The 20786-nt window shown below is 37.5% G+C and carries 18 protein-coding genes; 6 read left to right on the forward strand and 12 right to left on the reverse strand.

Annotated elements, in window-relative coordinates; all coding sequences use genetic code 11:
• The first annotated feature begins 132 nt into the window (after nt 1-132).
• Nucleotides 133-1965, forward strand: a complete 1833-nt coding sequence (locus RCG22_RS05885) for a helix-turn-helix domain-containing protein (protein ID WP_308106136.1) — start codon at nt 133-135, stop codon at nt 1963-1965.
• A 59-nt stretch (nt 1966-2024) separates the two neighbouring features.
• Here RCG22_RS05885 and RCG22_RS05890 read toward each other — a convergent pair whose 3' ends face one another.
• Nucleotides 2025-2729: a DUF421 domain-containing protein gene (locus RCG22_RS05890; protein WP_308106137.1), complete on the reverse strand. Its 705-nt coding sequence runs from the start codon at nt 2727-2729 to the stop codon at nt 2025-2027.
• Nucleotides 2730-3026: 297 nt separating this feature from the next.
• On the opposite strand from RCG22_RS05890, the gene RCG22_RS05895 reads away from it, so the two are divergent.
• Entirely contained in the window at nt 3027-4244 is a 1218-nt protein-coding gene (locus RCG22_RS05895; protein WP_308106138.1) for an ATP-grasp domain-containing protein, read from the forward strand.
• A gap of 82 nt (nt 4245-4326) precedes the next feature.
• Nucleotides 4327-5355 carry a YheC/YheD family endospore coat-associated protein gene (locus RCG22_RS05900; protein WP_308106139.1) on the forward strand — a complete coding sequence of 343 codons (1029 nt, stop codon included), beginning with the start codon at nt 4327-4329 and terminating at the stop codon, nt 5353-5355.
• A gap of 140 nt (nt 5356-5495) precedes the next feature.
• Here the strand turns inward: RCG22_RS05900 and RCG22_RS05905 are convergent, their stop codons facing one another.
• Both RCG22_RS05905 and RCG22_RS05910 read right to left on the reverse strand, forming a co-directional pair.
• Nucleotides 5496-6875, reverse strand: a complete 1380-nt coding sequence (locus tag RCG22_RS05905; protein ID WP_308106140.1) for a Mur ligase family protein — start codon at nt 6873-6875, stop codon at nt 5496-5498.
• Between the two features lie 209 nt (nt 6876-7084).
• Entirely contained in the window at nt 7085-7507 is a 423-nt protein-coding gene (locus tag RCG22_RS05910) for a hypothetical protein (RefSeq protein ID WP_308106141.1), read from the reverse strand.
• A 288-nt stretch (nt 7508-7795) separates the two neighbouring features.
• On the opposite strand from RCG22_RS05910, the gene RCG22_RS05915 reads away from it, so the two are divergent.
• Complete coding sequence (locus RCG22_RS05915) at nt 7796-8284, forward strand: hypothetical protein (protein ID WP_308106142.1); 489 nt, start codon at nt 7796-7798, stop codon at nt 8282-8284.
• A gap of 162 nt (nt 8285-8446) precedes the next feature.
• Here RCG22_RS05915 and RCG22_RS05920 read toward each other — a convergent pair whose 3' ends face one another.
• From RCG22_RS05920 to RCG22_RS05935, 4 genes are all read right to left on the reverse strand, one after another.
• Complete coding sequence (locus tag RCG22_RS05920) at nt 8447-9481, reverse strand: electron transfer flavoprotein subunit alpha/FixB family protein (RefSeq protein ID WP_308106143.1); 1035 nt, start codon at nt 9479-9481, stop codon at nt 8447-8449.
• On the reverse strand, nt 9482-10309 hold the full coding sequence (locus RCG22_RS05925; RefSeq protein WP_098261329.1) for an electron transfer flavoprotein subunit beta/FixA family protein: 828 nt from the start codon (nt 10307-10309) through the stop codon (nt 9482-9484). It lies immediately after the preceding gene.
• 550 nt (nt 10310-10859) lie between these two features.
• The gene (locus RCG22_RS05930) at nt 10860-11072 is read right to left on the reverse strand and encodes a hypothetical protein (RefSeq protein WP_308106144.1); all 213 of its coding nucleotides are present in this window, start codon (nt 11070-11072) and stop codon (nt 10860-10862) included.
• Between the two features lie 202 nt (nt 11073-11274).
• Complete coding sequence (locus tag RCG22_RS05935) at nt 11275-12717, reverse strand: glycoside hydrolase family 1 protein (RefSeq protein ID WP_308106145.1); 1443 nt, start codon at nt 12715-12717, stop codon at nt 11275-11277.
• A 268-nt stretch (nt 12718-12985) separates the two neighbouring features.
• On the opposite strand from RCG22_RS05935, the gene RCG22_RS05940 reads away from it, so the two are divergent.
• The gene (locus RCG22_RS05940; RefSeq protein ID WP_308106146.1) at nt 12986-14398 is read left to right on the forward strand and encodes a PQQ-dependent sugar dehydrogenase; all 1413 of its coding nucleotides are present in this window, start codon (nt 12986-12988) and stop codon (nt 14396-14398) included.
• A 74-nt stretch (nt 14399-14472) separates the two neighbouring features.
• Here the strand turns inward: RCG22_RS05940 and RCG22_RS05945 are convergent, their stop codons facing one another.
• The 3 genes from RCG22_RS05945 to RCG22_RS05955 are packed head-to-tail and all read right to left on the reverse strand — an operon-like array spanning nt 14473 to nt 16102.
• Nucleotides 14473-15084 carry an FMN-binding negative transcriptional regulator gene (locus RCG22_RS05945; RefSeq protein ID WP_308106147.1) on the reverse strand — a complete coding sequence of 204 codons (612 nt, stop codon included), beginning with the start codon at nt 15082-15084 and terminating at the stop codon, nt 14473-14475.
• A 22-nt stretch (nt 15085-15106) separates the two neighbouring features.
• Complete coding sequence (gene paiA / locus RCG22_RS05950) at nt 15107-15625, reverse strand: spermidine/spermine N(1)-acetyltransferase (RefSeq protein ID WP_308106148.1); 519 nt, start codon at nt 15623-15625, stop codon at nt 15107-15109.
• Nucleotides 15626-15649: 24 nt separating this feature from the next.
• The gene (locus tag RCG22_RS05955; protein WP_308106149.1) at nt 15650-16102 is read right to left on the reverse strand and encodes a MarR family winged helix-turn-helix transcriptional regulator; all 453 of its coding nucleotides are present in this window, start codon (nt 16100-16102) and stop codon (nt 15650-15652) included.
• A gap of 127 nt (nt 16103-16229) precedes the next feature.
• Here RCG22_RS05955 and RCG22_RS05960 point away from each other — a divergent pair, with 127 nt between their 5' ends.
• On the forward strand, nt 16230-16673 hold the full coding sequence (locus tag RCG22_RS05960) for a GNAT family N-acetyltransferase (protein ID WP_308106150.1): 444 nt from the start codon (nt 16230-16232) through the stop codon (nt 16671-16673).
• Nucleotides 16674-16905: 232 nt separating this feature from the next.
• Here the strand turns inward: RCG22_RS05960 and RCG22_RS05965 are convergent, their stop codons facing one another.
• Both RCG22_RS05965 and katG read right to left on the reverse strand, forming a co-directional pair.
• Nucleotides 16906-17820 carry a VOC family protein gene (locus RCG22_RS05965; RefSeq protein WP_308106151.1) on the reverse strand — a complete coding sequence of 305 codons (915 nt, stop codon included), beginning with the start codon at nt 17818-17820 and terminating at the stop codon, nt 16906-16908.
• A gap of 498 nt (nt 17821-18318) precedes the next feature.
• Entirely contained in the window at nt 18319-20532 is a 2214-nt protein-coding gene (katG, locus tag RCG22_RS05970) for a catalase/peroxidase HPI (RefSeq protein WP_308106152.1), read from the reverse strand.
• Nucleotides 20533-20786: the final 254 nt, after the last annotated feature.

Below are 20786 nucleotides of genomic sequence, written 5' to 3' on the forward strand. Positions count from 1 at the left end.
TAATAAGAATATAATCATTATGAGTATTAAGCTATGTATATTTTCATGAATATAATTATGAAAAATTTGTGTCTTTTACACAAAAATACAAATTGGATGAAATGTGTAGTCTTAGAGAAAGGATGATGACAGATGCAAGATACCTTAACTCATCGGCAATTAAAGTCCTTAATCCATGTGTCGAACGTGATCAATTCCAAATTAGATATTGATACCATCTTTGATTCCATCATGAATGAAACGATATCTGTCGTTGAAGCGGCTGGAGGGGGCTCTATCTGGATTTTTGACAAAAACCAGAATCGACTCATCGCCAAATCTGCTCAAGGATTATTTTATCCACATATATTTAGGCAAATTAAACTAGTTAGTGGTGAATCTATGACTGGGATGTCTTTTGCAGCCAAAAAATGCCTCATTTTTTGGAATGAAGTAGAAATTAAACAAGCACTTTCAACATTAACTCCAGGTAACAGAGATTTATTAGATCAGTCTATTCCAAGTAATTTCCATTTTACATCTGTCATTTCTTCACCTATATTACAAAACGGAAAATGTATTGGCGTGATTACATTGGACTCTTTTGAACAATCGTTGCAGTTTAAGCAAGAGGATATTAATCTATTGGAAGCGATCGGCCACCAAGCAGCAGTCGCCTTGGAAAAATCCATTCTTTATAATGAGAAGGAAAAAATGGTTCAGAAACTTTCACATTCCATCGAAATACATAGAAACCTGGCCAATCTCGTTGTAAATGGAGAAGGAATTCAATCGATTATGGATTATATACATAAAACAATCGGACAACAGATGTTTCTCTTTGATGAAATAGGGGAACTTAGGGCATCTGCCTGCTATTCCTCCTTTTCAGATGAAATGACCGAGTTTATGAAAGCGTATGCAAAACAAATTATCCTAACACTTGAAAACTCACATACCGTTTCCGAAATATCATTAAATGATGAAACGTATCAATTAGTTGTATTACCACTTGGATCCAAATTAAAGTCTTTAGGGGGGCTAATCCTCCTATCAAAACAAAAAATGAATGAGGTGGATATCGCTGCTCTTGAACATGCCTGTACAGTCATTTCACTTGAACTGGGAAAAGAACAGGCCGTTTTTGAATCACAGCAGCGTTTAAGAGGGGAATTCGTGACCAAGCTTTTTTCTGGACAGATCGATGAAGCACTCATTCAGAAAGCAAAAAATTTAAATTTTGACCCTAACCGAAACTATGTTGCTATACTTATTAATTTTGAGGATAAGTTCAACGAGAACAAGGTGATTGCCAATCACTTGATAAGGAATTTACTCCATATGGCCAATTCATTCCTCGGGAGGAACTCGCAAGTAATGGCCGTAAGGGATGAAAATCAAATAGTCGCCCTTTTATCCTTGCCTTCAAGGGTCTCTTCTTCCAAGATTTTTGCCGAAATAAAAGAACTTGCAAAAAATTTACAGAATGAAATTACTAATAAATATAAAGAGATAGACGTATCCATTGGGATTGGAAGAATTAAGCAAGGGCTTATTTTTGTCCACGAATCATTTGTAGAAGCGACAAAGTGCATAAAGTTTCTCAAAAACTATCGATTCGATCATAGAGTCCTTAGTTATACAGACCTTGGCGTCCAGAGGTTTATTTTACAAAATTCAAAAGAAGAATTGATCGATTTTATCCATGAAGTATTAGGTCCCTTAATTGAATATGAAAAAACTAGAAAAGGCGAACTGTTAAGCACGCTTATTGTTTATTTGGACCAAAATCAAAACATAAAGAAAACCGCTGATTCCTTACATATTCACACCAATACCTTAAGCTATCGTTTAAAGCGAATTGAGGAAATTCTATTAACGGACTTGAATGATAGTCAACCATTATTTAATATCCATTTAGCCATCAATATTTATCAATATATAAAAGAGAAAGATACAGATATATTACAGTTAAGCAAAAACTAAAACCAAGGGACACGGTTCTCCCAGCCTTTTGGCCGGGAGAATCATGTCCCTCTGGTATTTTATTCAACATCTGTAGGTGATGTAAGTTTATCTTCGTATTTATCTACAAAAAGGTTACCACCGCTATTGACTACAGCATAATAAATTTCTTCTATCCGCAAATTTCTTCTTTTGAATTCAGCTTCAATCCACTCACGGCTATAGATGCCGGAAGCGTTCTTTTCGATGATTTTCCCGTCCATTACTAGTTCAACCGGCAATGACTCTGATGAATTGGGTATATTGAAATCTTTTTTAATTACATTTTGAAACGGTACCTTTTTAAGAATGGATAATTCCCCGTTTACTTCCAGCATTGCGTATTCCACTTCAGCTATATTAAAGATTTCCTTTTCCCTCAAGAGCTGATTAAGGTCATCAATCGAGAACTTTACTTTTTTCATATTCTTGTCTAATAATTTTCCTTTTTCTATTAGCACGGTAGGTCTACCTGATAGCCACTTTCTAAAAACCCGACTCCTAGAAGATAACACCATGAACAAATAAAAAATTAAAACTAATACAAGAAATGAAATAAACATTTCTTTGAACTTTAAATTCGTATCAAACCCCATGTTAGCTATATAGGAACCAATCGTTACAGATAAGGCAAAGCCATAGTGGTTTTTATGAGAGTTAATATGCTTTCCTATTGCCAGAGTAACGAGTATTAAAATCATAAAGCTGCCAACAGTTCTAAGAACCGGTATAAGTATTTCTTCCATTAAAAACTCCTGTTTACAAATATTAATTTTAACGATATTGACCAAAGATATATCCCCTTGTAATTTATTTATCTTTCCAATTAGCTATTTTATTTATCCATCTACCAAATTTCCGATAAATACATTTTGTATTTTTACAAATTCTTTAATTAAATTGTCTTAAGTTTTATGATGTTTGTCCAGACCACTCTTGTCTTATGACAATATAATAAATTGTACGTATCAGTTAATTTAAAATAAAACTGGTTAAGTGAATCCTTCATTAAAAATATCAGTAAAGATAGGATGACCAAGCTTATGCGAACGATTGTATTTATAGAAACAAACAAATCTGGATCCAGCAGAGAAGCAATTAAAGTTGCCGAACGACTCGGCTTTTTTACGGTGTTATTCACCAATAGACAAAAATTCATACAGCAAAGAACAGAATTTCCCGAAGTCCATCAAATGATTTTAGTGGAATTATCGAATGATGCTGAAATAAAAAAAAACCTCAACAAACTTCAACAACAAGGTAAACAAATTAAAGGCATTTTTAGTTTTGTCCATTCTTACGTTCACCTAGCAGCCGTCTTAGCAGAAGAATTTTGTACAAGTATAGTCTCTACTGATTCTATTTTTAAAATGGAAAATAAAGTCTTAACTCGTGAGCTTCTCAAAGGACACCCAAATTCCCCCTATTATGCCCTTTATAATCCAGATAATTATTCCTTAGAGTATTTTATTGATCAAGCCAAGGACTATTTACCTCTTATTGTAAAGTCTCCTACATCCGCTGGATCAAAAGATGTTATCTTGGCAAATAACGAGAACCAGTTAAAACTGGCAATACAAGAGTTACAAAAAAGAAATGAACAGATTTTACTGGAGGAGTATCTAAAAGGCCCCCAATATTTAATTGAAGTATTAGTCCACAATGGAAAAGTGCATATTGTCGCGATCATCGAACAAGAGATTACTCTTTTACATCGATTTATCGTAACCGGATATTGTTTACTACCATATATCAACCAAAGAATGTACGATAGTATCCTTGATTCAATAAGTTCCCTCTTAAAGGCTTTTGATATGAAAAATGGTGCCTGTCACCTTGAAATGCGTTTAGTAAATGGGGTATGGAAATTAATTGAAATTAATCCAAGGATCTCAGGTGGAGCGATGAATCGAATCATTGAAGTCGGATATGGAATTAATTTAGTTGAGGAAACCATTCAATTAATGTTAGGAAATGCGCCTCGCCTTACAAAAAAACACAGGAAGTATGTATATGCACATTATTTAACAGTTGATTCTAAAGGAACATTAAATAAGGTAACGGGGAAAGAACACAGCTCACAATATCCCGGTGTAGAAGAGGTGTATATAAAACCTCGTCAAGGCCAGATCGTACGTCCGCCATTATCAATGGGTGATCGTTGCGGATACATTTTGGCATCCTCCGATTATAAAATGGAAGCGAAAAGAATTGCCATTCGAGTAGCTAGCAATATACGTTTCTACGTTGACCCATTATAGAATTTTGCGAGTGACAAATATTGAACAAAAATTCTAGTCTTATTATCAGAAAAAGAATGTGGAGAGGTGGAAAAGAAGAGAAATGACGCTAATTGGCATGCTTCATCATCGTAGAGATCCAATTAATGTAAAGAAAGTATATGCTTATGCCGCTGTAGCAAAAGCAGAGGGAGTAAGTTTTTTTTACTTTACCCTAGGGAAGGTGAATATAAAACAGCAAAAAATTTTAGGAAAAGCCTATGAAAATGGACGATGGATTGAAAAAGAATTTCCATTACCAGATGTCATATATAATGCGAGTTATCTTGCAGGTGAGAACACTAGACATATTTTTGATTATTTGTTTGATAGGATTCCGTTTACAAGCCATTCGATTGGGGACAAATTAACAGTATATAACAGAATTAAAAACGCAAATAAATTTAAACATTACCTTATTCCTTTCTATGAATTAACTAACGTTCAAATTTTTTTTGACATGATCAAACGTTATCAAAAGGTTATTATCAAACCGCTATCAGGGCATCAAGGAGGAGACGTTGTTTTTATTGAAAAATATGGATCAAATCATTATAAAATAAATGATGCCGGAGTAGAATCATCTATGAATGAAAAACAATTGGTTAATTGGTTAACCCCTAAAATACAAGAACAGGAGTACGTAGTTCAACAGTTTATTACAAGTCAAACAAAATCTGGGCATGTTTTTGATTTCCGGTTGCATGTACAAAAAAATGGAGAAGGAAAATGGGTGATTACTTCTATATATCCAAGGATCGGGCGTTTAGGAACGATAACATCTAATATGGGGAGTGGGGGTTATAGTACTTACTTGGATATTTTTTTAAAAACAGAGTTTGGTGACTCCTGGTATGATATTAAAAAGTATCTTGAACAGTTTGCGATAAGTTTTTCAAATCATTTTGATTCTTTATATGATAATGAATTGGATGAATTAGGAATTGACGTCGGCATTGATGCAAACCAAAAACTATGGCTTTTTGAAGTAAATTGGCGGCCAGGACCACCTAATATATATAGTCTTGAATTAGATGTAGCCAAAAACACGATTTTGTATGCTAAATATCTAGCTGACAAAAATAAACATTAAACTGGAAGAAAAATAAAACACTAAAAACATTGCCTAAAAAAGGCAGCTTGCCTCTCATGAACAGCACCACCAATTTTGAACAATTGGGTTGCCAGTCATTAAAGGAAAGCTGCCTTTTACGATTAAAGTTTTCTACTATTTTAACCTCTTAAATAGTCGATGACATCATCGAAATCTGAGTCATCCCCGCCCGTTTTGAAATAAACAATGTCATTTGGGATTAAAAATGAATCAAAAAACCTCTTCATTTCGTCTGCATCTGAAAAATGATAAACATTGTGCGGATTTACTCCTGCCTCTATAGCTGGCTTTTCAAAATCTTTTGCAATAAACCCTTTGGTGATGAGAATTTCGATCCCCGAGGCACTGATTAGATGTCCTGCCTTTTCGTATTCTTCATCGGCATATTTTCCCAATGCCGCCATTCTCCCTAGAACAGCAATTTTTCTTTGCGATGGCAATGCTATTCTGCTTAACGTTTCTAAGCCTTTTCTTAAGGAAGCAGGATTTGACTTCCACGTATCATCCACCAGAGTAATGTGATTTCGTCCTTCAATTATTTGAAAATGGGATCTCATGTGGTGATAAGAAGACAATCTCTTTATAGCATAGGGAATATCCACTCCTAACATGGCAGCAGCTGCTATTGAAGCGACTGCATTATATACACTGTGCTCACCAAGACCCGGTATATATCCTTTAAATTCCCTTTGCTTATATTCCATCCAAAAAGTCATACCGGATGAATGATATTGATACTTCTTAATCCTAAAAATAGCATTCGTGTTTTTTCCGAACGTTATTATCTCTCCCTTAAATTTAGAAGTATCGATGGAGGATAGATAATGGTCATCCGAATTTAGGATGAGAATTCCCTCATTATTCATTCCTTCCATAATTTTTGCCTTTTCTGCTAGATAGGTATCAAATGATCGAATTTTATCCGTATGATCCACATCAATCATTGTCATAATCCCAATAGTAGGGTAAAAATACTTACAGGACTCCGTCATATCCCCTTTTGCAGATACAGCAGTTTCAAACACTGCCACATCCGTATCCTCATCTATTCCCATTAAATAAGGCAGGTTGTAACAATTGGCATTTTTGCTGGATATGGTTGCTTGGACCTTATGTGTTCCTTCCAAAATGTGTTTTAGCATTTCTTTCGTTGTAGACTTTCCACATGTACCAGTTATGGCGACTACAGGAAGGTTAAACAGATGCCTGTAGTACGAAGTGAATTTAAAGAAACTGTCTTTTAGATCCTTTACCATAATGATTTGATTCGGATTTAAACTTTCCATTAGAGAAAAGGGTGAATCTGTAACGATGAATACATTTTTGTATTTCTTTATCGATTCAATAGGCACCGCTCTATTGTTCCAACGAAAGAATAACGTTTGACTTCTAATTTCAGATCTGTCATAAGTGACGTTCTTGATTCGTATACCTTTTTGCTTTTCATTAGGCTGAATACTCATGGCAGTTAAAATGTTCTCCAATAATAAAGTTTTCAAAATTTCCCTCCTGAAGTTCCTTTTTTGAAAAAAGCATCTCCCCCAATAATAATGTTCTATATGATGGTAGCGATTGGTTCACTTTGAATTCAAAGGCTTATGTATCATATGACGTGTCCCCTCTTGCAGGTGTGTGATAAATACACAGGCTATAGAAATAAACAAGTATTAGAGGAGGTTTGTATAAACCTCCTCAACATGATCTCTTATTAAACGCAAGTAAACGATTGAATTTGTCTAAGGCTTATTCCGAAACGAACCCATCTACGTCCAGTCCAGCGAAACCCTGAGACAGAGTGTCTACCGATAAATGTTGGATAAAACCAGAATTGTTCACGACCTCTAAGCCATACATACGTGAATCTGTGTAAACACCTAATCATACTACCTGGGTCTACAGCAAACGCTCCTACTTGTTGAGTCTGCTGAGGAACAATAGATGGTGGTGGTGATGTTGGCGGTCCAGGCTCCAGCTCTTGACCAGGAGGTGCAGAGGGAGGTTGTTGCCCACCAAATTGTCTTCCATCAATTGTTGATTGGTAATAATCCATTTCTTGGTAGGGTAACGAATATATATAAGCTTCCTGACTATCTGGATAGTTATAATACAAAGGTCCTTGACTAGGATACATAATATTCACTCCTTTTATTTTTTATCTCATAACATCCTATTCATTAGTCATAGACCTATAAACTTGTTCTCTCATAAATGTGTATTTACCTATTCTTAACACCATTTTAACCACTTTCCTATGAATCTACAGAACATATTCTTATCTTCTATGGGCAGACACACAGTCAAATAGGTATTGACCTACATAATGTACACAAAGCAATTACATGTGTTTTGGAGGGGTACATTTGTCCGGGAATATTAAAGAACATTCGGATACAGAGGTATAAGCATTGGAGGTATAGGGATGACAAATTTTTTTTCGTTTCATGGGACCATCACCATGATTACAGATCTTGTAGGACAAAATGGTGAAGGAGAAGGCTGTAGGAAATTACTATCTGTAGAAAATGGAATGGGAACAATAGTAAATTTCGTGGTGTCTCCCACAACTTACTTTGTAGACCATGTAATGGTGGCAGTGGGAGATCGCGTGACTGGATATTATGACGGAAATGCACCTGCTATTCTTATTTACCCTCCGCAATATCAAGCACTCGTCATGGTAAAGAAAAGCCCATATCAGAATGTAAAAGTAGATTATTTTAATAGTGAGTTGGAGAGTAGTGATGGACGATTACGATTAAATATTTCTCCATATACTCAAATAGTTTTAACAAATGGGCAGCTCTTTTCAAGAACACCTGTGAACCGAGATCTCATTGTTATATACGGACCTGCCACAAAAAGTATCCCCGCCCAAACCACACCCTATAGAATTATAGTTTTGTGTTAGGAGTTAAATAGAAAATTCCTATTTGGAATATTACGGGGTTATATAGGAAAAAGCCTCATGATGAATGAACCATGAGGCTTTAATATAGAGTTATAGATAGTATCAAATAATTCATTTTAGGACTTAAAACTTCTACCTTTTTGTGGCCCCGACATCATTACATCAACCACTGCTTGTATTGCTTACCTTTTCTCTAGATAAAGCTTTTTTAAACTGTTCTATTAGAATAGGAACGATCTCAAAGGCATCACCAACAATTCCATAATGACAGTTCTGAAAAATAGGGGCTTCTTTGTCCTTGTTAATAGCAATAATTAAACTGGAATTTTTCATTCCAACAATATGTTGAATCGCACCGGAGATTCCAATTGCAAAATAAATTTTTGGCGTTACTGTCACACCTGTTTGCCCTACTTGATGGGCGTGATCGATCCACCCCGCTTCCACCACATCCCTGCTGGCACCAACCGCTCCTCCAAGAGTTTCCGCCAATTGGTGTATGATTTGAAAGCCCTCGAAACCCCCTAATCCTTTACCGCCGGCAACAACGATATCCGCCTCATCGATTCTTACTTTCTTAACCGTTTCCTTTACAATTTCCAGTACTTTAGTCCGAATATCTTCTTCCTTTAGGGATATTGTTTCTTCAATTATCTTTCCTGTTCTCCCGGACTCCGGAGGCAATGCCTTCATCACCTTGGCACGTACTGTCGCCATTTGGGGACGGTATTTTTTACATAAAATCGTCGCCATAATATTTCCACCAAATGCAGGCCTGCTCGCCAATAGTAACCCTGTTTCCTCTTCAACATCCAACTCTGTCGTATCTGCCGTCAAACCTGTCGGCAAATCGGTGGCAACTGCACTTGCCAGGTCTTTTCCTGTTGAGGTGGCCCCATAGAGGATAATTTCTGGTTTATATTTATCAGAACACTCCAATAGCGCCTTCATATAGGTTTCGGTCCGGTAATGTTTAAAGATGGGTTGATCATAAACGTAGACTGTATCTGCTCCATATTCAAAAACAGTCTTTGTTAAATGTTTAACATTTTCACCGATGAGAATACCCGCCAATTCCACTCCCCGTTTGTCTGCTAACTTTCTTCCGGCACCTAAAAGTTCTAGTGAAACGGAGGCAACCACATCATCTTTTTGTTCAATGAATACCCAAACGCCTTTATAATCTTGGAAATCCAATTACACGCCCTCCTTCGTTTCAAACAGTTCTTTCTTTCCAAGCAAAATAGAGAGCAATTGATCTACTTGTGCCTCCGGGCTGCCTTCAAAGTACGTTCCCCCAGCCGGTTTTTGCGGAGCCCATACTTTGGAGACAATCGTAGGGGATCCTTTCAAACCAAGCTGCTTTATATCTACACCTTCTAGGTCATCAACAGACCAAATAATTGGTTTATATCTGGCAGCTTTTATCATGTTGGGAAGCGGAGAATATGGCACTTCATTGATTGTTTTTTCAACGGAAAATAAACACGGCAATGTGGACCGGACGACTTCATATCCGTCCTCCAACTTGCGATGGACAATGGCATATCCTTCTTCTTGATTGATTTCCACAACTTTGTTTACAGAAGTCAGCGGTGGAATATCGATCCTTCGTGCTATTCCGGGTCCGACTTGCCCGGTATCTCCATCGATGGACATTTTTCCGCAAATAATCAAATCTATTGGCTTCGTTTTTGCTATTTTTTCAATCGCCTTTGTCACGGCATAACTCGTTGCCAATGTATCTGCACCCGCGAACCGGCGGTCCGTGATTAAATAGCCCTCATCGGCGCCAATTTCAATGCACGTTTTTATCGCGTTAACCGCTGGAGGCGGCCCCATCGTTACGACCGATACAATCCCTCCGTACCTTTCCTTTAGACGAACCGCCTCTTCAACAGCATGGGTATCATACGGATTCAAGATCGCAGGCGCTGTCCTCCGGTCCATTGTGTTTGTTTTTGGATTCATCTTAATAATTTTGGTGTCAGGCACTTGCTTGATACAAACTACAATATGCAGCATTTAACTCCTCCCCTTTAATAAAAACCATATGGTTCCTTTATTTATCGAATGATGAAACTTGCTGGCTGTTTTCCAACTTAAAAGCCTTTTTTAGCCCGTTTACATTTACTTTATTAAAAGAGGTGTCCTGACATTCGAATTTTCTGATAAATATCTTTATTAATGTTTTTACTGGAGGCATCAAAATGAGGTTCTCTTGGATTTTTGTGATAAAATTCATTCCTTTTAAATAAGATGTCTTGTCCTTAATCAAGTAACAAGCAAAAGTAAAATTAGCGGAGATTTTCCGGTTAAATGCAGGATGGAGCTTGTTTCGGGGTATATAAGGGAAATCTTTCCGGTTATGTAAAGCAAATTCTACCATTTTCGAATATTTCGAGTAGATAGACGGAATCTCTCCGTCTATCTAAGCTTTTTTTAGAAATAATTACCAATTAAGCGGAATATTTCCGTTAAAAGAGGTCATCCAGAAATGGCATTAAAAAAATAATCCCCCATCAATCCTTGAACGGAAAAAACGGGGGATAATCACCAAGTATTCTTTTTCCTTTTAGACATAAAATACCTCTCTTTCTTTTTCGTTTAAACTCTCACTAATGGCCTCTTCCCACCATCGAAAGTCATCTGAATTACGATTTTTCATGAGTTTTAACCGTTCATCCGCAAGCTTTGCCTTCCTAAGTGTTTCTTCCTCTTCCATTCCACAACAGATTTGATAAATATCATCAAAGTGAGCGAGTGACATTCCATCACCTTCTTTCATAAGTTTTGATGAATTATAAGAAACATTGCCCTCCCTTCTTTATGTCAATTATATGACCATTAAAGCGATAAAACCATTCTTTATTTTGTCAATATTTTGAATTTTTAAGGTGGTTTTTTTAAAAATAAAAAAAAGGCAAAACTGCCTCATCTACAAATTAGTAAACAGTTTTGCCGAATTTAACAGTTATACTCCTGTCTTCTCAAAGAACATCCCCATTGCTTTCAATCACATTTTTATACCAATGGAATGATTTTTTCCTCCTTCGTTCCAATGTTCCACTTCCATCATCGTTCTTATCGACGTAAATAAACCCATAGCGCTTGGACATTTCACCGGTTGACATACTGACTAAGTCAATACACCCCCAGCTTGTATAACCCATCAGTTCCACACCATCTTCAATCGCCTCGCCCATGGCTGTTATATGCTCTCGTAAATAATTCATTCGATAGTCATCATTGATCGAACCATCTTCCTCCGACTGGTCGTACGCCCCTAAGCCATTTTCGATAACAAAAAGCGGTACCTGATATCTTCCATAAAGCTTGTTTAGGCTGATACGTAAACCAACCGGATCTATTTCCCATCCCCAATCACTGGCCTTAAGGAATGGGTTTTTTACACCACCAACTATATTTCCTTGTGCTTTTTCCCCTTCTGTCTTTTCTTTTTTATCCGTACGGGACATGTAATAACTTAATCCAATATAATCGACTGTACCTTCTTTAATTACGTCTAAATCACCATCATGCATCTCTAATTCGATGTTTTTCTCCTTAAAAAAGCGTTTAATGAAAGCTGGATACTCCCCGCGCACCTGGACATCAGCACAGAAATAATTAAACAATTCCTCTTCTTTTAAGGCATACAGAACATTCTCCGGATTGCAATCGTAAGAATAAACAGGCGCAAAAAGGATCATACAGCCAATTTTCGCATCAGGAATCATTCGTTTACATGCTTTAACTGCAAGTGCACTGGCAACAAATTGATGATGGAATGCTTGGAAAGTCTCCTGATAACGATTTTCTTCATTTTGGGGAGAAAAGCCCATACTCATAATCGGCATCTTTAAGGCACCATTGATTTCGTTAAAGGTCATCCAATAGTTCACTTTTTCCTTATAACGCTCTAGAATGGCATTGGCATATTTTTCAAAGAAGGTAACAACCTGACGACTTCTCCAGCCTCCATACTCTTTTACTAAGTGTAGCGGCATTTCATAGTGAGAAATCGTTACAACAGGTTCAATTCCATGCTTAAGTAATTCATCGAAAACCCGGTCGTAAAAAGCCAAACCCTCTTCATTAGGTTCCAACTCATCACCATTCGGAAAAATCCTTGTCCAAGCAATTGACATCCGAAACACTTTAAAGCCCATTTCGGCAAATAGAGCGATATCTTCCTTGTAACGATGATAAAAATCAATTGCTTCATGATTTGGGTAAGTGTATTTTTCGCGATTGACTTCAAAGTTAAATCCGGGTGACATTAGTATTTTCAGGCGTTCCTTCCCGCCCGGTAGAACATCGGCAATATTTAAGCCCTTATTCCCTTCATTAAATCCACCTTCTATCTGGTTAGCAGCAGTAGCACCTCCCCATAAAAACCCTTCAGGAAATATCCTTTGTGAAAATTTCATTCCTTTTTTCCTCCAGTCTTTTTATAGTTAAATAGGCGTGCTTCCTTTTATCAAACGGATATATTTATAAGCCACTATTTAATGTGCTCTGTTTTTCCTTATATATTAAAAAGGTAAAGGTCCTCCAAATAAATTGGTAACACCCCGTCTTCCTTCGCCTTTCATTTCCAATACCTAGTGAGGTCCCTCAACCCGAACCAGGTACTAATAGAACAGCTCTAATCATATTCATATAAATAAAAACAATGAGAAGGAGTGTTAAAATTAGGTGAAAAAAGTTAGGGTTAGTTTACGGCCAATGGTTAGTAACATTAATTTACCCACTGTTTTGAAAACAACAATCCTTCCGGGAGACTCAGTAGAAAGATTATTTATTGCTACCCAGGTAGGAGAGATCTTTTACATAGGAAATGATAGTTTACAGACTTTTTTAGATATTCGCCCACAAATTCTAAAATTAGGTGGTCCTAGTGGTGGTTATGATGAACGGGGATTGCTGGGGCTGGCGTTTCATCCCCAATTTTATTATAACGGGCTATTTTATCTTCATTACTCGGTAGCTGGAACACAAGGACCGGGTGCTCTTTCTGAATCCATTGAGCCTAACCCGTGTGATCCCAGAACCTTAAACCAAAAATGGATAAATAGAGAAACTAAATATAATCATATTGATACAGTGGAAGAATGGATTTTACAATCAAATGGGCAGTCTCAAAAACGACGGACATTACTTAACTTGAGAAGACCATTTCTTAATCATAATGGTGTAAATAGCTTAAACTTTTCACCCGAAACAGGAAAACTTGTTTTAACAACTGGAGATGGCGGATCTGGCTATGATCCATTTAATTTAAGCCAGGATGATATGGAAATAGCCGGTAAAATTATTGAAATCGACGTAGTTAAGAATACATCTATCTCTAATCCGCCCGTTGTCACACGTTTTAATGAACTTCCCCTGCCTATTCAGGAGACGCTTACGGTTATGGCCAAAGGGGTACGTAATATACCGGGCATTTCATTTCAAAGGTATTATAATCAGTACTTCAAACATGTTGGAAATGTCGGACAGGATCTGGTAGAGTCAATTTTTTCATTTCTTCATTATAAACCAATACCAGTTCCTCAGCTTGTTCGGGCTTCCTTAATGGAACCTGAACCTGACCAAGCAGGCTTGATTAACTTTGGGTGGCGAGGGTGGGAAGGTGCTTTTCCTACTTCAATTAAAAGGGACTGCTCCGCAAATCCGACTTTGGATGAGAAAACAATTGCTTATTACGATGAAGCTATAAAAACTTCAGTGAGACGTCTTCCGCCTTTAACTAGTTATTTTCATAAAGATTCCAGACCCGATAAGTTTGGAGGAACGGCACTTACAGGAGTTCAAGCCTATATGGGAAATGCAATCCCCGATTTAACTGGAAGTGTCGTGTTTACCGACCTTGCGCGGAAAGAATCTCAAACTCAGGTTAAGGGAGTTTTAGCTTTTACCCCAGTAAGAACAGATGGTAAACTAAATGATTTTAGTGTGATTGAAACCGATTATAATTTTGGGTCTCAAGCAGCTTATTATGTTAGTTTAGGAACGAATCTGGCTCAAACCAAACTCTATTTAGGGGTTTATGGCTCGATGAAAGTGACGGATTTTAACCAAGGTACTGTTTTTGAAATCGGTCCGTGATTTAAAGTCATTACTGCAAAATGGATGCAAAAAAAAGCTCTACTCCATAAAGGAATTAGAGCTTTTGTTTATATTTATTTACCTAGATTTTTCCTCATAAGAGATGCCACTTGTAGGTTATCCTGTTTAGAAGTGTTTTCTAGGTTCTTAATAATTAACTCTTGACGTTCCACAGGTTGATTTTGACTTAATTTTGCTTTTGCTTCAATCTTTGTGATTTTTATTCTAAACGGTACAATTCCTTTACTCATTCCTTCAATAAAACTCGGTTCTACAGCATCCAAATTATATAGACTATCTGGACTTTCATATTTATTTACTAAATCATTTAAAGAATCGAGTATCACTTTTCCATCTTCGATAATCTCCATCTTCCCATATAAATGAATGGACACATAATTCCAAGTAGGCACAGCTTTCATTGTTTCGTACCAAGAAGGTGAAATATAACAGTGTGGACCTTGGAAAACTACAAGAACTTGCTGGTTTTCAGCGTCCTTCCATTGTTCATTTGGACGAGCAAAATGACCATATAAAGCATTATCAGATTTATTTAAGATCAGTGGAAGATGTGTCGCATACGGTTCCCCATTATGCTGAGAAAATAAAGTTGCAAAGCCGTTCTCTTTGATAATATTATAAATAATATTTTCATCATCGATTTTAAACTGTTTAGGTATATACATAATAATCCCCCTTTCAAAAAATTTATATAAGTGTTTTGGTCATTATAAAGTCTATTTGTTCTTCGTCCCCCATATAGAACGAGTGGACTCCAGTTTGAACAAACCCCATTTTCTTATAAAAAGCAATCGCATTTTCATTTTTTTCCCAGACGCCTAGCCAGATCTTGGTCTTATTTAGTTCCATTGCAATTTCCAGTGCTTTATTTAGCAGATATTTACCAAGCCCATGTTTTTGAAATTTATTCTTTATATATATCCTCTCGATTTCAAGTGATTCCTCCCCCATTTCTTCAGACTGAGCATCCTTGGTATTGACTTTTAAATATCCAGCTACTTCGTTGTTAAAATAAACAAAAAAGAATTGCGAAGAAATAATGGATAACTCTTTTTCTAATTGGTTTAAGTTAAATGCTCTTTCCAAATAGGCAATCATATTTTCGGGTGAATTCTGATCCTTAAATGTCTCATTAAATGTTTCATAACTAATTTCTTGAAGTTTGCGTGAATCCTCAAGGGTACACTTTTTAAAAATGATAGTCATTTTTCTATGTCGCTCCTTATCTAATCAATAATTTCTCCTATTTCCCTTTTTGACAAATTCCCAATCTATTTCTATATTTTTTCTAACTCGTTGAAGAAGATTAAAAATGGTATCAACTTCTATTTCAGAAAATCCCTCTAATGCGACCATATTGGAATAATCGTTTTCACTTCTTATGAAAGGATACACATTTTTCCCTTTCTCTGTTGGAAAAAGTTTTTTAATTTTTTTGTTATGTTGATCTTCTTTCTTTTCAATAAAGCCATTCATTTCGAGTTTTTGTATAGCACGAGCTGCCGTTGTTCGATCTACTTTTATCATCTCAGCTAACTTTTCTTGAATGATTCCTGGGCTTTCACATATTCGCACAAGGTACAAATACTGCCCTTTTGTAAGGTCATACTCTTTAAATTCTATATTACTTATCGAATCCAATGCCCTTGCTATCATTCCAATTTCACGAAGAATTTCTTTCATGATTATCTCCTTAACTAACTTTATTGTTGCATTTACTACAAAAGTGATATAAATTTAATTTAACCTAATTTTATTGCATTTGCAACAAAATTATCATGATCATATTAACCTAAAAGGACTGAAAGAAATGTATACAAAAAGAATAACTATAGATAAAGAATTAAAGGTAGCTTTTGCGATAAGGAAAGAAATATTTGTGAAGGAACAAGGCGTACCACTAAAAGTTGAATTTGATCAATTTGATACACTGGATGGAATTTGCGAACATATCCTAGTCCATTATAATGAACAACCAGTCGGAACTGGTAGGATAAGGTTTATTAATGGAGTAGGCAAATTGGAACGAATCTGCATCCTCGAACCTTACCGTAAATTTGGTCTTGGAAAAATCATTATAAACGCGTTAGAAGAAATTGCGGAAGAACAGGGAGCCTCACACGTTAAATTACACGGACAAACACAGGCAGAAGGTTTTTATAAAAAACTAGGGTTTAGGACTTCATCCAATATCTTTATGGAAGATGGTATCCCACATATTCTCATGCTCAAAGAATTATCTTCTAAAAAATGAACATGCGGGAGAGTAGAGCCAAATATCTTGTTTATGTATTCGGAATTTTCATTTATACCCTTGGTATTGCTTTCACTAATGGAGTCCATCACCTACTATTGATACTGATAAAAACCATTCCTTATAATTAGAATGGTTTTTGCCTTTCTTATTAACTCTGCAAGTGTTTCTGGTCCACGCGAGTTACGCATAACAACTTCAAGATTGACACGGACTGCAGGCTGTATTCTGACTATCCCTTGTATGCTCTCTGTAATTCCAAAAGATCAAACTTCTTCATTTTTAGAAATGCTTTCGTTACGCGGGCTAGTTGCTCAGGTGTGCCCTTTCTCATCATCTCGTCCATCCCACTTGGTGCAATCTGCCAAGACACACCAAACTGATCTTTTAGCCAGCCACATTGCTCTGCTTCAGGAACTGCAGAGAGTTCTTCCCAGTAATAATCAATCTCTGCTTGTGTGTCGCAGTACACCATAAATGAGATTGCCTCATTAAAACTGAATTTATGCTCATGTGCGCTATCCATTGCGGCAAACCACTGATTTTCAAGCATGAAATCAGATGACATGATTGTTCCTTCTTTGTCAGGTTCCATGCCTTTAGGGTAACGGGCGATAAGTCCCTGCTTTGAATTCTTAAAAACTGATAAATAAAAGCGAATCGCCTCTTCCGCTTTACCGCATTTATCTCCGACAAACAAGAGTGATGGCACTATTGCAGGTCGCTCTTCAGCTTCTGGATTGGTTAGGATTAACTGCCAGGACAGACCATATTTGTCCTGAATCCAACCAAACCTCTCACTGAACGGATACTTATCAAGTGGCATTAACACTGTGCCAGCTTCTGTCAATTTGTTCCATACTTCATTTAATTTCTCTCTCGCATCTTTTTCCCTCGATGGGTCGAAATTTACTATAAAAGATATCGACGGATTGATCTTGAAAAAAGGTCCTGCGCTGATTGCCATGAACTTCTGCCCCCATAGCTCAAAAGAGACGATATCAGAGTCTCCTGAGGGTGTATTGTGGATTGTAGTTACACCCGTGATTTTTGAGTCTGGAAATATGGAAGAATAAAACTCGGCTGCTTCTTTTGCCTCCTTGTCATACCATAAATGTGGGACAATTAATTGATTTGTTTTTGACATAGTTATACCTCCTAGGTTTCTGATTTTTTTCCTTTTTAAATACGATGTCTTGTTATTAATCGATTAACAGCAAAAGTAAAATAAGCGAAGATTTTCCGGTTATATGAAGATTGGAGCTCGTTTCGGGGTATATAAGCGGAGGTTATCCGGTTATGCAAAGCAAAATCTCCCATTTTTGAATTTTTTGAGTCAATAGGCGGAATCTCTCCGTCTATATTAGCTTTTTTTAATAATAATTACTAGTTAAGCGGAGTTTTTCCGTCTATTTATCAGCTCGGGCGCTTTACCTGCTCCCCCACCGATGAATCCATTATTCGAAAGTAGTTCTTCGTGATTTCCACATTCAATAATGTCTCCGTCCTTCAAAAAAACAGGCCCCTCCCTTTGTCTTAAAAGGATTGAGCCTGTTACTATTTTACTCTAATTTGATTTTTTTATATCTTCCATTTCTTTATTTACCTTTCCTTCTGCTATCTTTAAGTGAAGTCCCGGGCTTTGTTACTTTGAAAAGCCTAATAGTTGGGCTTTCTTCAACCGAAGGTCGAAGCGATCAGCATTCATAACCTTGACCCAGGTAGCTATAAAATCACGCACAAACTTCTCTTTGTTATCATCTTGAGCATAAACTTCTGCTATGGCACGTAGAACGGAGTTTGAACCAAACACTAGATCAACACTAGTTGCTGTACGTACTACTACCCCTGTCTTGCGATCACGTCCTTCAAATACGTCACCGCCAACAGGCGTCCACGCTATTCCCATATCAAGTAAGTTAGTAAAAAAGTCGTTAGTAAGTGTGCCTACACGCTCAGTGAAAACTCCGTGTTTTGTACCACCGAAGTTAGTCCCTAGAACACGCATACCGCCAATAAGTACAGTCATTTCTGGTGCAGAAAGACCTAGCAGTTGTGCCTTGTCAATTAGCAGCTCTGCCGAACTTACTCGATACTGTTCCTTCTGATAGTTGCGGAAACCATCAGCGATAGGTTCTAGCACTGCAAAGCTTTCTAAGTCAGTTTGCTCTTGGGTTGCATCACCACGTCCTGGAGCGAAAGGTACAGACACATCAAAGCCTGCATCTTTTGCAGCTTTTTCTATTGCGACACTACCACCAAGGACAATCAAGTCAGCCATGCTCACTTTCTTTCCGAGATGACTTTGAATGCTTTCTAGTACAGTAAGTACTTTTGTAAGTTGTTCAGGCTGATTTACTTCCCAATCCTTCTGTGGAGCAAGTCGGATACGAGCACCATTCGCACCGCCACGCATATCTGAGCCGCGGTAGGTACTTGCTGAAGCCCATGCAGTTGATACTAGTTCGTTGATCGTAAGTCCTGAGTCCAGGATCATAACTTTGATCTTTTTAACTTCCGCATCTGTTAATTCATACTCAACAGCTGGTACAGGATCTTGCCAGATAAGTACTTCTTCTGGAACTTCCGGGCCTAGATACCTAGAACGAGGCCCCATGTCACGGTGTGTTAGTTTAAACCATGCACGAGCGAATGCCTCAGCAAACTCTTCTGGATTCTCATGGAAACGACGAGATATCTTTTCGTAATCTGGATCATAACGCAATGCCATATCAGCGGTAGTCATCATAGTCGGAACACGAACGGATGGATCTTCTGCATCAGGTGCAAGATCCTTCTCATCAGGATTTACAGCAAGCCACTGATAGGCACCTGCAGGACTCTTTGTAAGCCACCATTGATACCCAAACAATAGATCAAAATAACCATTATCCCATTTTGTTGGATTAGCAGTCCAAGCACCTTCAATACCGCTGGTGATAGTATCATGACCTTTACCACTGCCATGTGTGCTTAACCAACCTAAGCCCATTGCTTCAAGTGGAGCAGCTTCCGGTTCTGGACCAATCTGAGCAGCATCTCCTGCACCATGTGCCTTACCAAAAGTATGGCCGCCGGCTATTAAAGCTACTGTTTCTTCATCGTTCATTCCCATACGTGCAAAGGTTTCGCGTATGTCACGACCACTTGCAAGCGGATCCGGATTACCGTTTGGACCTTCCGGGTTAACGTAGATAAGCCCCATCTGAACCGCAGCAAGTGGGTTCTCAAGTTCACGATCACCTGTGTACCGCTTATCACCTAACCATTCCGTTTCAGTTCCCCAATAGGTGTCTTCCTCCGGATGCCAAACATCTGCTCGTCCTCCACCAAAACCAAATGTCTTTCCACCCATTGATTCAATCGCGACATTCCCTGTAAGAATAAATAAGTCAGCCCAAGAAATCTTGTTGCCATACTTTTGCTTAATCGGCCAAAGTAGTCGACGAGCTTTATCAAGGTTACCGTTATCAGGCCAACTGTTAAGTGGAGCAAAACGCTGTGTGCCAGTACCACCGCCACCACGGCCATCACCTGTACGATATGTACCTGCAGAGTGCCAAGCCATACGGATAAAGAATGGGCCATAATGCCCATAGTCTGCTGGCCACCAATCTTGACTGTTGGTCATTAAATCGCGAAGATCCTGTTTAAGAGCATAGTAATCTAACTTTTTAAATTCCTCTGTATAATCAAAGTCTTCCCCCATAGGGTTTGATTTTCTGTCATGCTGATGGAGAATGTTCAAGTTCAACTGGTTAGGCCACCAGTCTCGATTTGACGTACCCATAGAATTGTTACTAGTAGCCCCGCCGTGAAACGGGCACTTACCAACATTAGCATTTTCTTTAGCATCCATACATTTTTCTCCTCCCTGTTCAAGTAAATTAAGTAGTAAATAATTATGTCTCTAGTGGTAAGAAACTTATAAACTGGTTGTATTAATTATTATGTTTTAATTCTACTAGACTATTACTTAAAATTAAAAAAATAACCTACGTTATCACATATTTGTAATATTTAGGAGACGTTTCCTTAAATCTTCATTGAAACAAAAGCTTTAGGTGACAGTGCCACTGGTCCTACCTGAAAAATCTTGTGTTCAACTATTAT

Source organism: Neobacillus nitrireducens, from assembly GCF_030915405.1.
Lineage (GTDB): Bacteria > Bacillota > Bacilli > Bacillales > Cytobacillaceae > Neobacillus.

What these genes read in the sequence shown, in the direction of transcription:
- RCG22_RS05885 (WP_308106136.1), top strand. Translation starts at nt 133, where the DNA reads ATGCAAGATACCTTAACTCATCGGCAATTAAAGTCCTTAATCCATGTG.
- RCG22_RS05890 (WP_308106137.1), bottom strand. Translation starts at nt 2,729, where the DNA reads ATGGAAGAAATACTTATACCGGTTCTTAGAACTGTTGGCAGCTTTATG.
- RCG22_RS05895 (WP_308106138.1), top strand. Translation starts at nt 3,027, where the DNA reads ATGCGAACGATTGTATTTATAGAAACAAACAAATCTGGATCCAGCAGA.
- RCG22_RS05900 (WP_308106139.1), top strand. Translation starts at nt 4,327, where the DNA reads ATGACGCTAATTGGCATGCTTCATCATCGTAGAGATCCAATTAATGTA.
- RCG22_RS05910 (WP_308106141.1), bottom strand. Translation starts at nt 7,507, where the DNA reads ATGTATCCTAGTCAAGGACCTTTGTATTATAACTATCCAGATAGTCAG.
- RCG22_RS05915 (WP_308106142.1), top strand. Translation starts at nt 7,796, where the DNA reads ATGACAAATTTTTTTTCGTTTCATGGGACCATCACCATGATTACAGAT.
- RCG22_RS05925 (WP_098261329.1), bottom strand. Translation starts at nt 10,309, where the DNA reads ATGCTGCATATTGTAGTTTGTATCAAGCAAGTGCCTGACACCAAAATT.
- RCG22_RS05930 (WP_308106144.1), bottom strand. Translation starts at nt 11,072, where the DNA reads ATGAAAGAAGGTGATGGAATGTCACTCGCTCACTTTGATGATATTTAT.
- RCG22_RS05935 (WP_308106145.1), bottom strand. Translation starts at nt 12,717, where the DNA reads ATGAAATTTTCACAAAGGATATTTCCTGAAGGGTTTTTATGGGGAGGT.
- RCG22_RS05945 (WP_308106147.1), bottom strand. Translation starts at nt 15,084, where the DNA reads ATGTATATACCTAAACAGTTTAAAATCGATGATGAAAATATTATTTAT.
- paiA (WP_308106148.1), bottom strand. Translation starts at nt 15,625, where the DNA reads ATGACTATCATTTTTAAAAAGTGTACCCTTGAGGATTCACGCAAACTT.
- RCG22_RS05955 (WP_308106149.1), bottom strand. Translation starts at nt 16,102, where the DNA reads ATGAAAGAAATTCTTCGTGAAATTGGAATGATAGCAAGGGCATTGGAT.
- RCG22_RS05960 (WP_308106150.1), top strand. Translation starts at nt 16,230, where the DNA reads ATGTATACAAAAAGAATAACTATAGATAAAGAATTAAAGGTAGCTTTT.
- RCG22_RS05965 (WP_308106151.1), bottom strand. Translation starts at nt 17,820, where the DNA reads ATGTCAAAAACAAATCAATTAATTGTCCCACATTTATGGTATGACAAG.
- katG (WP_308106152.1), bottom strand. Translation starts at nt 20,532, where the DNA reads ATGGATGCTAAAGAAAATGCTAATGTTGGTAAGTGCCCGTTTCACGGC.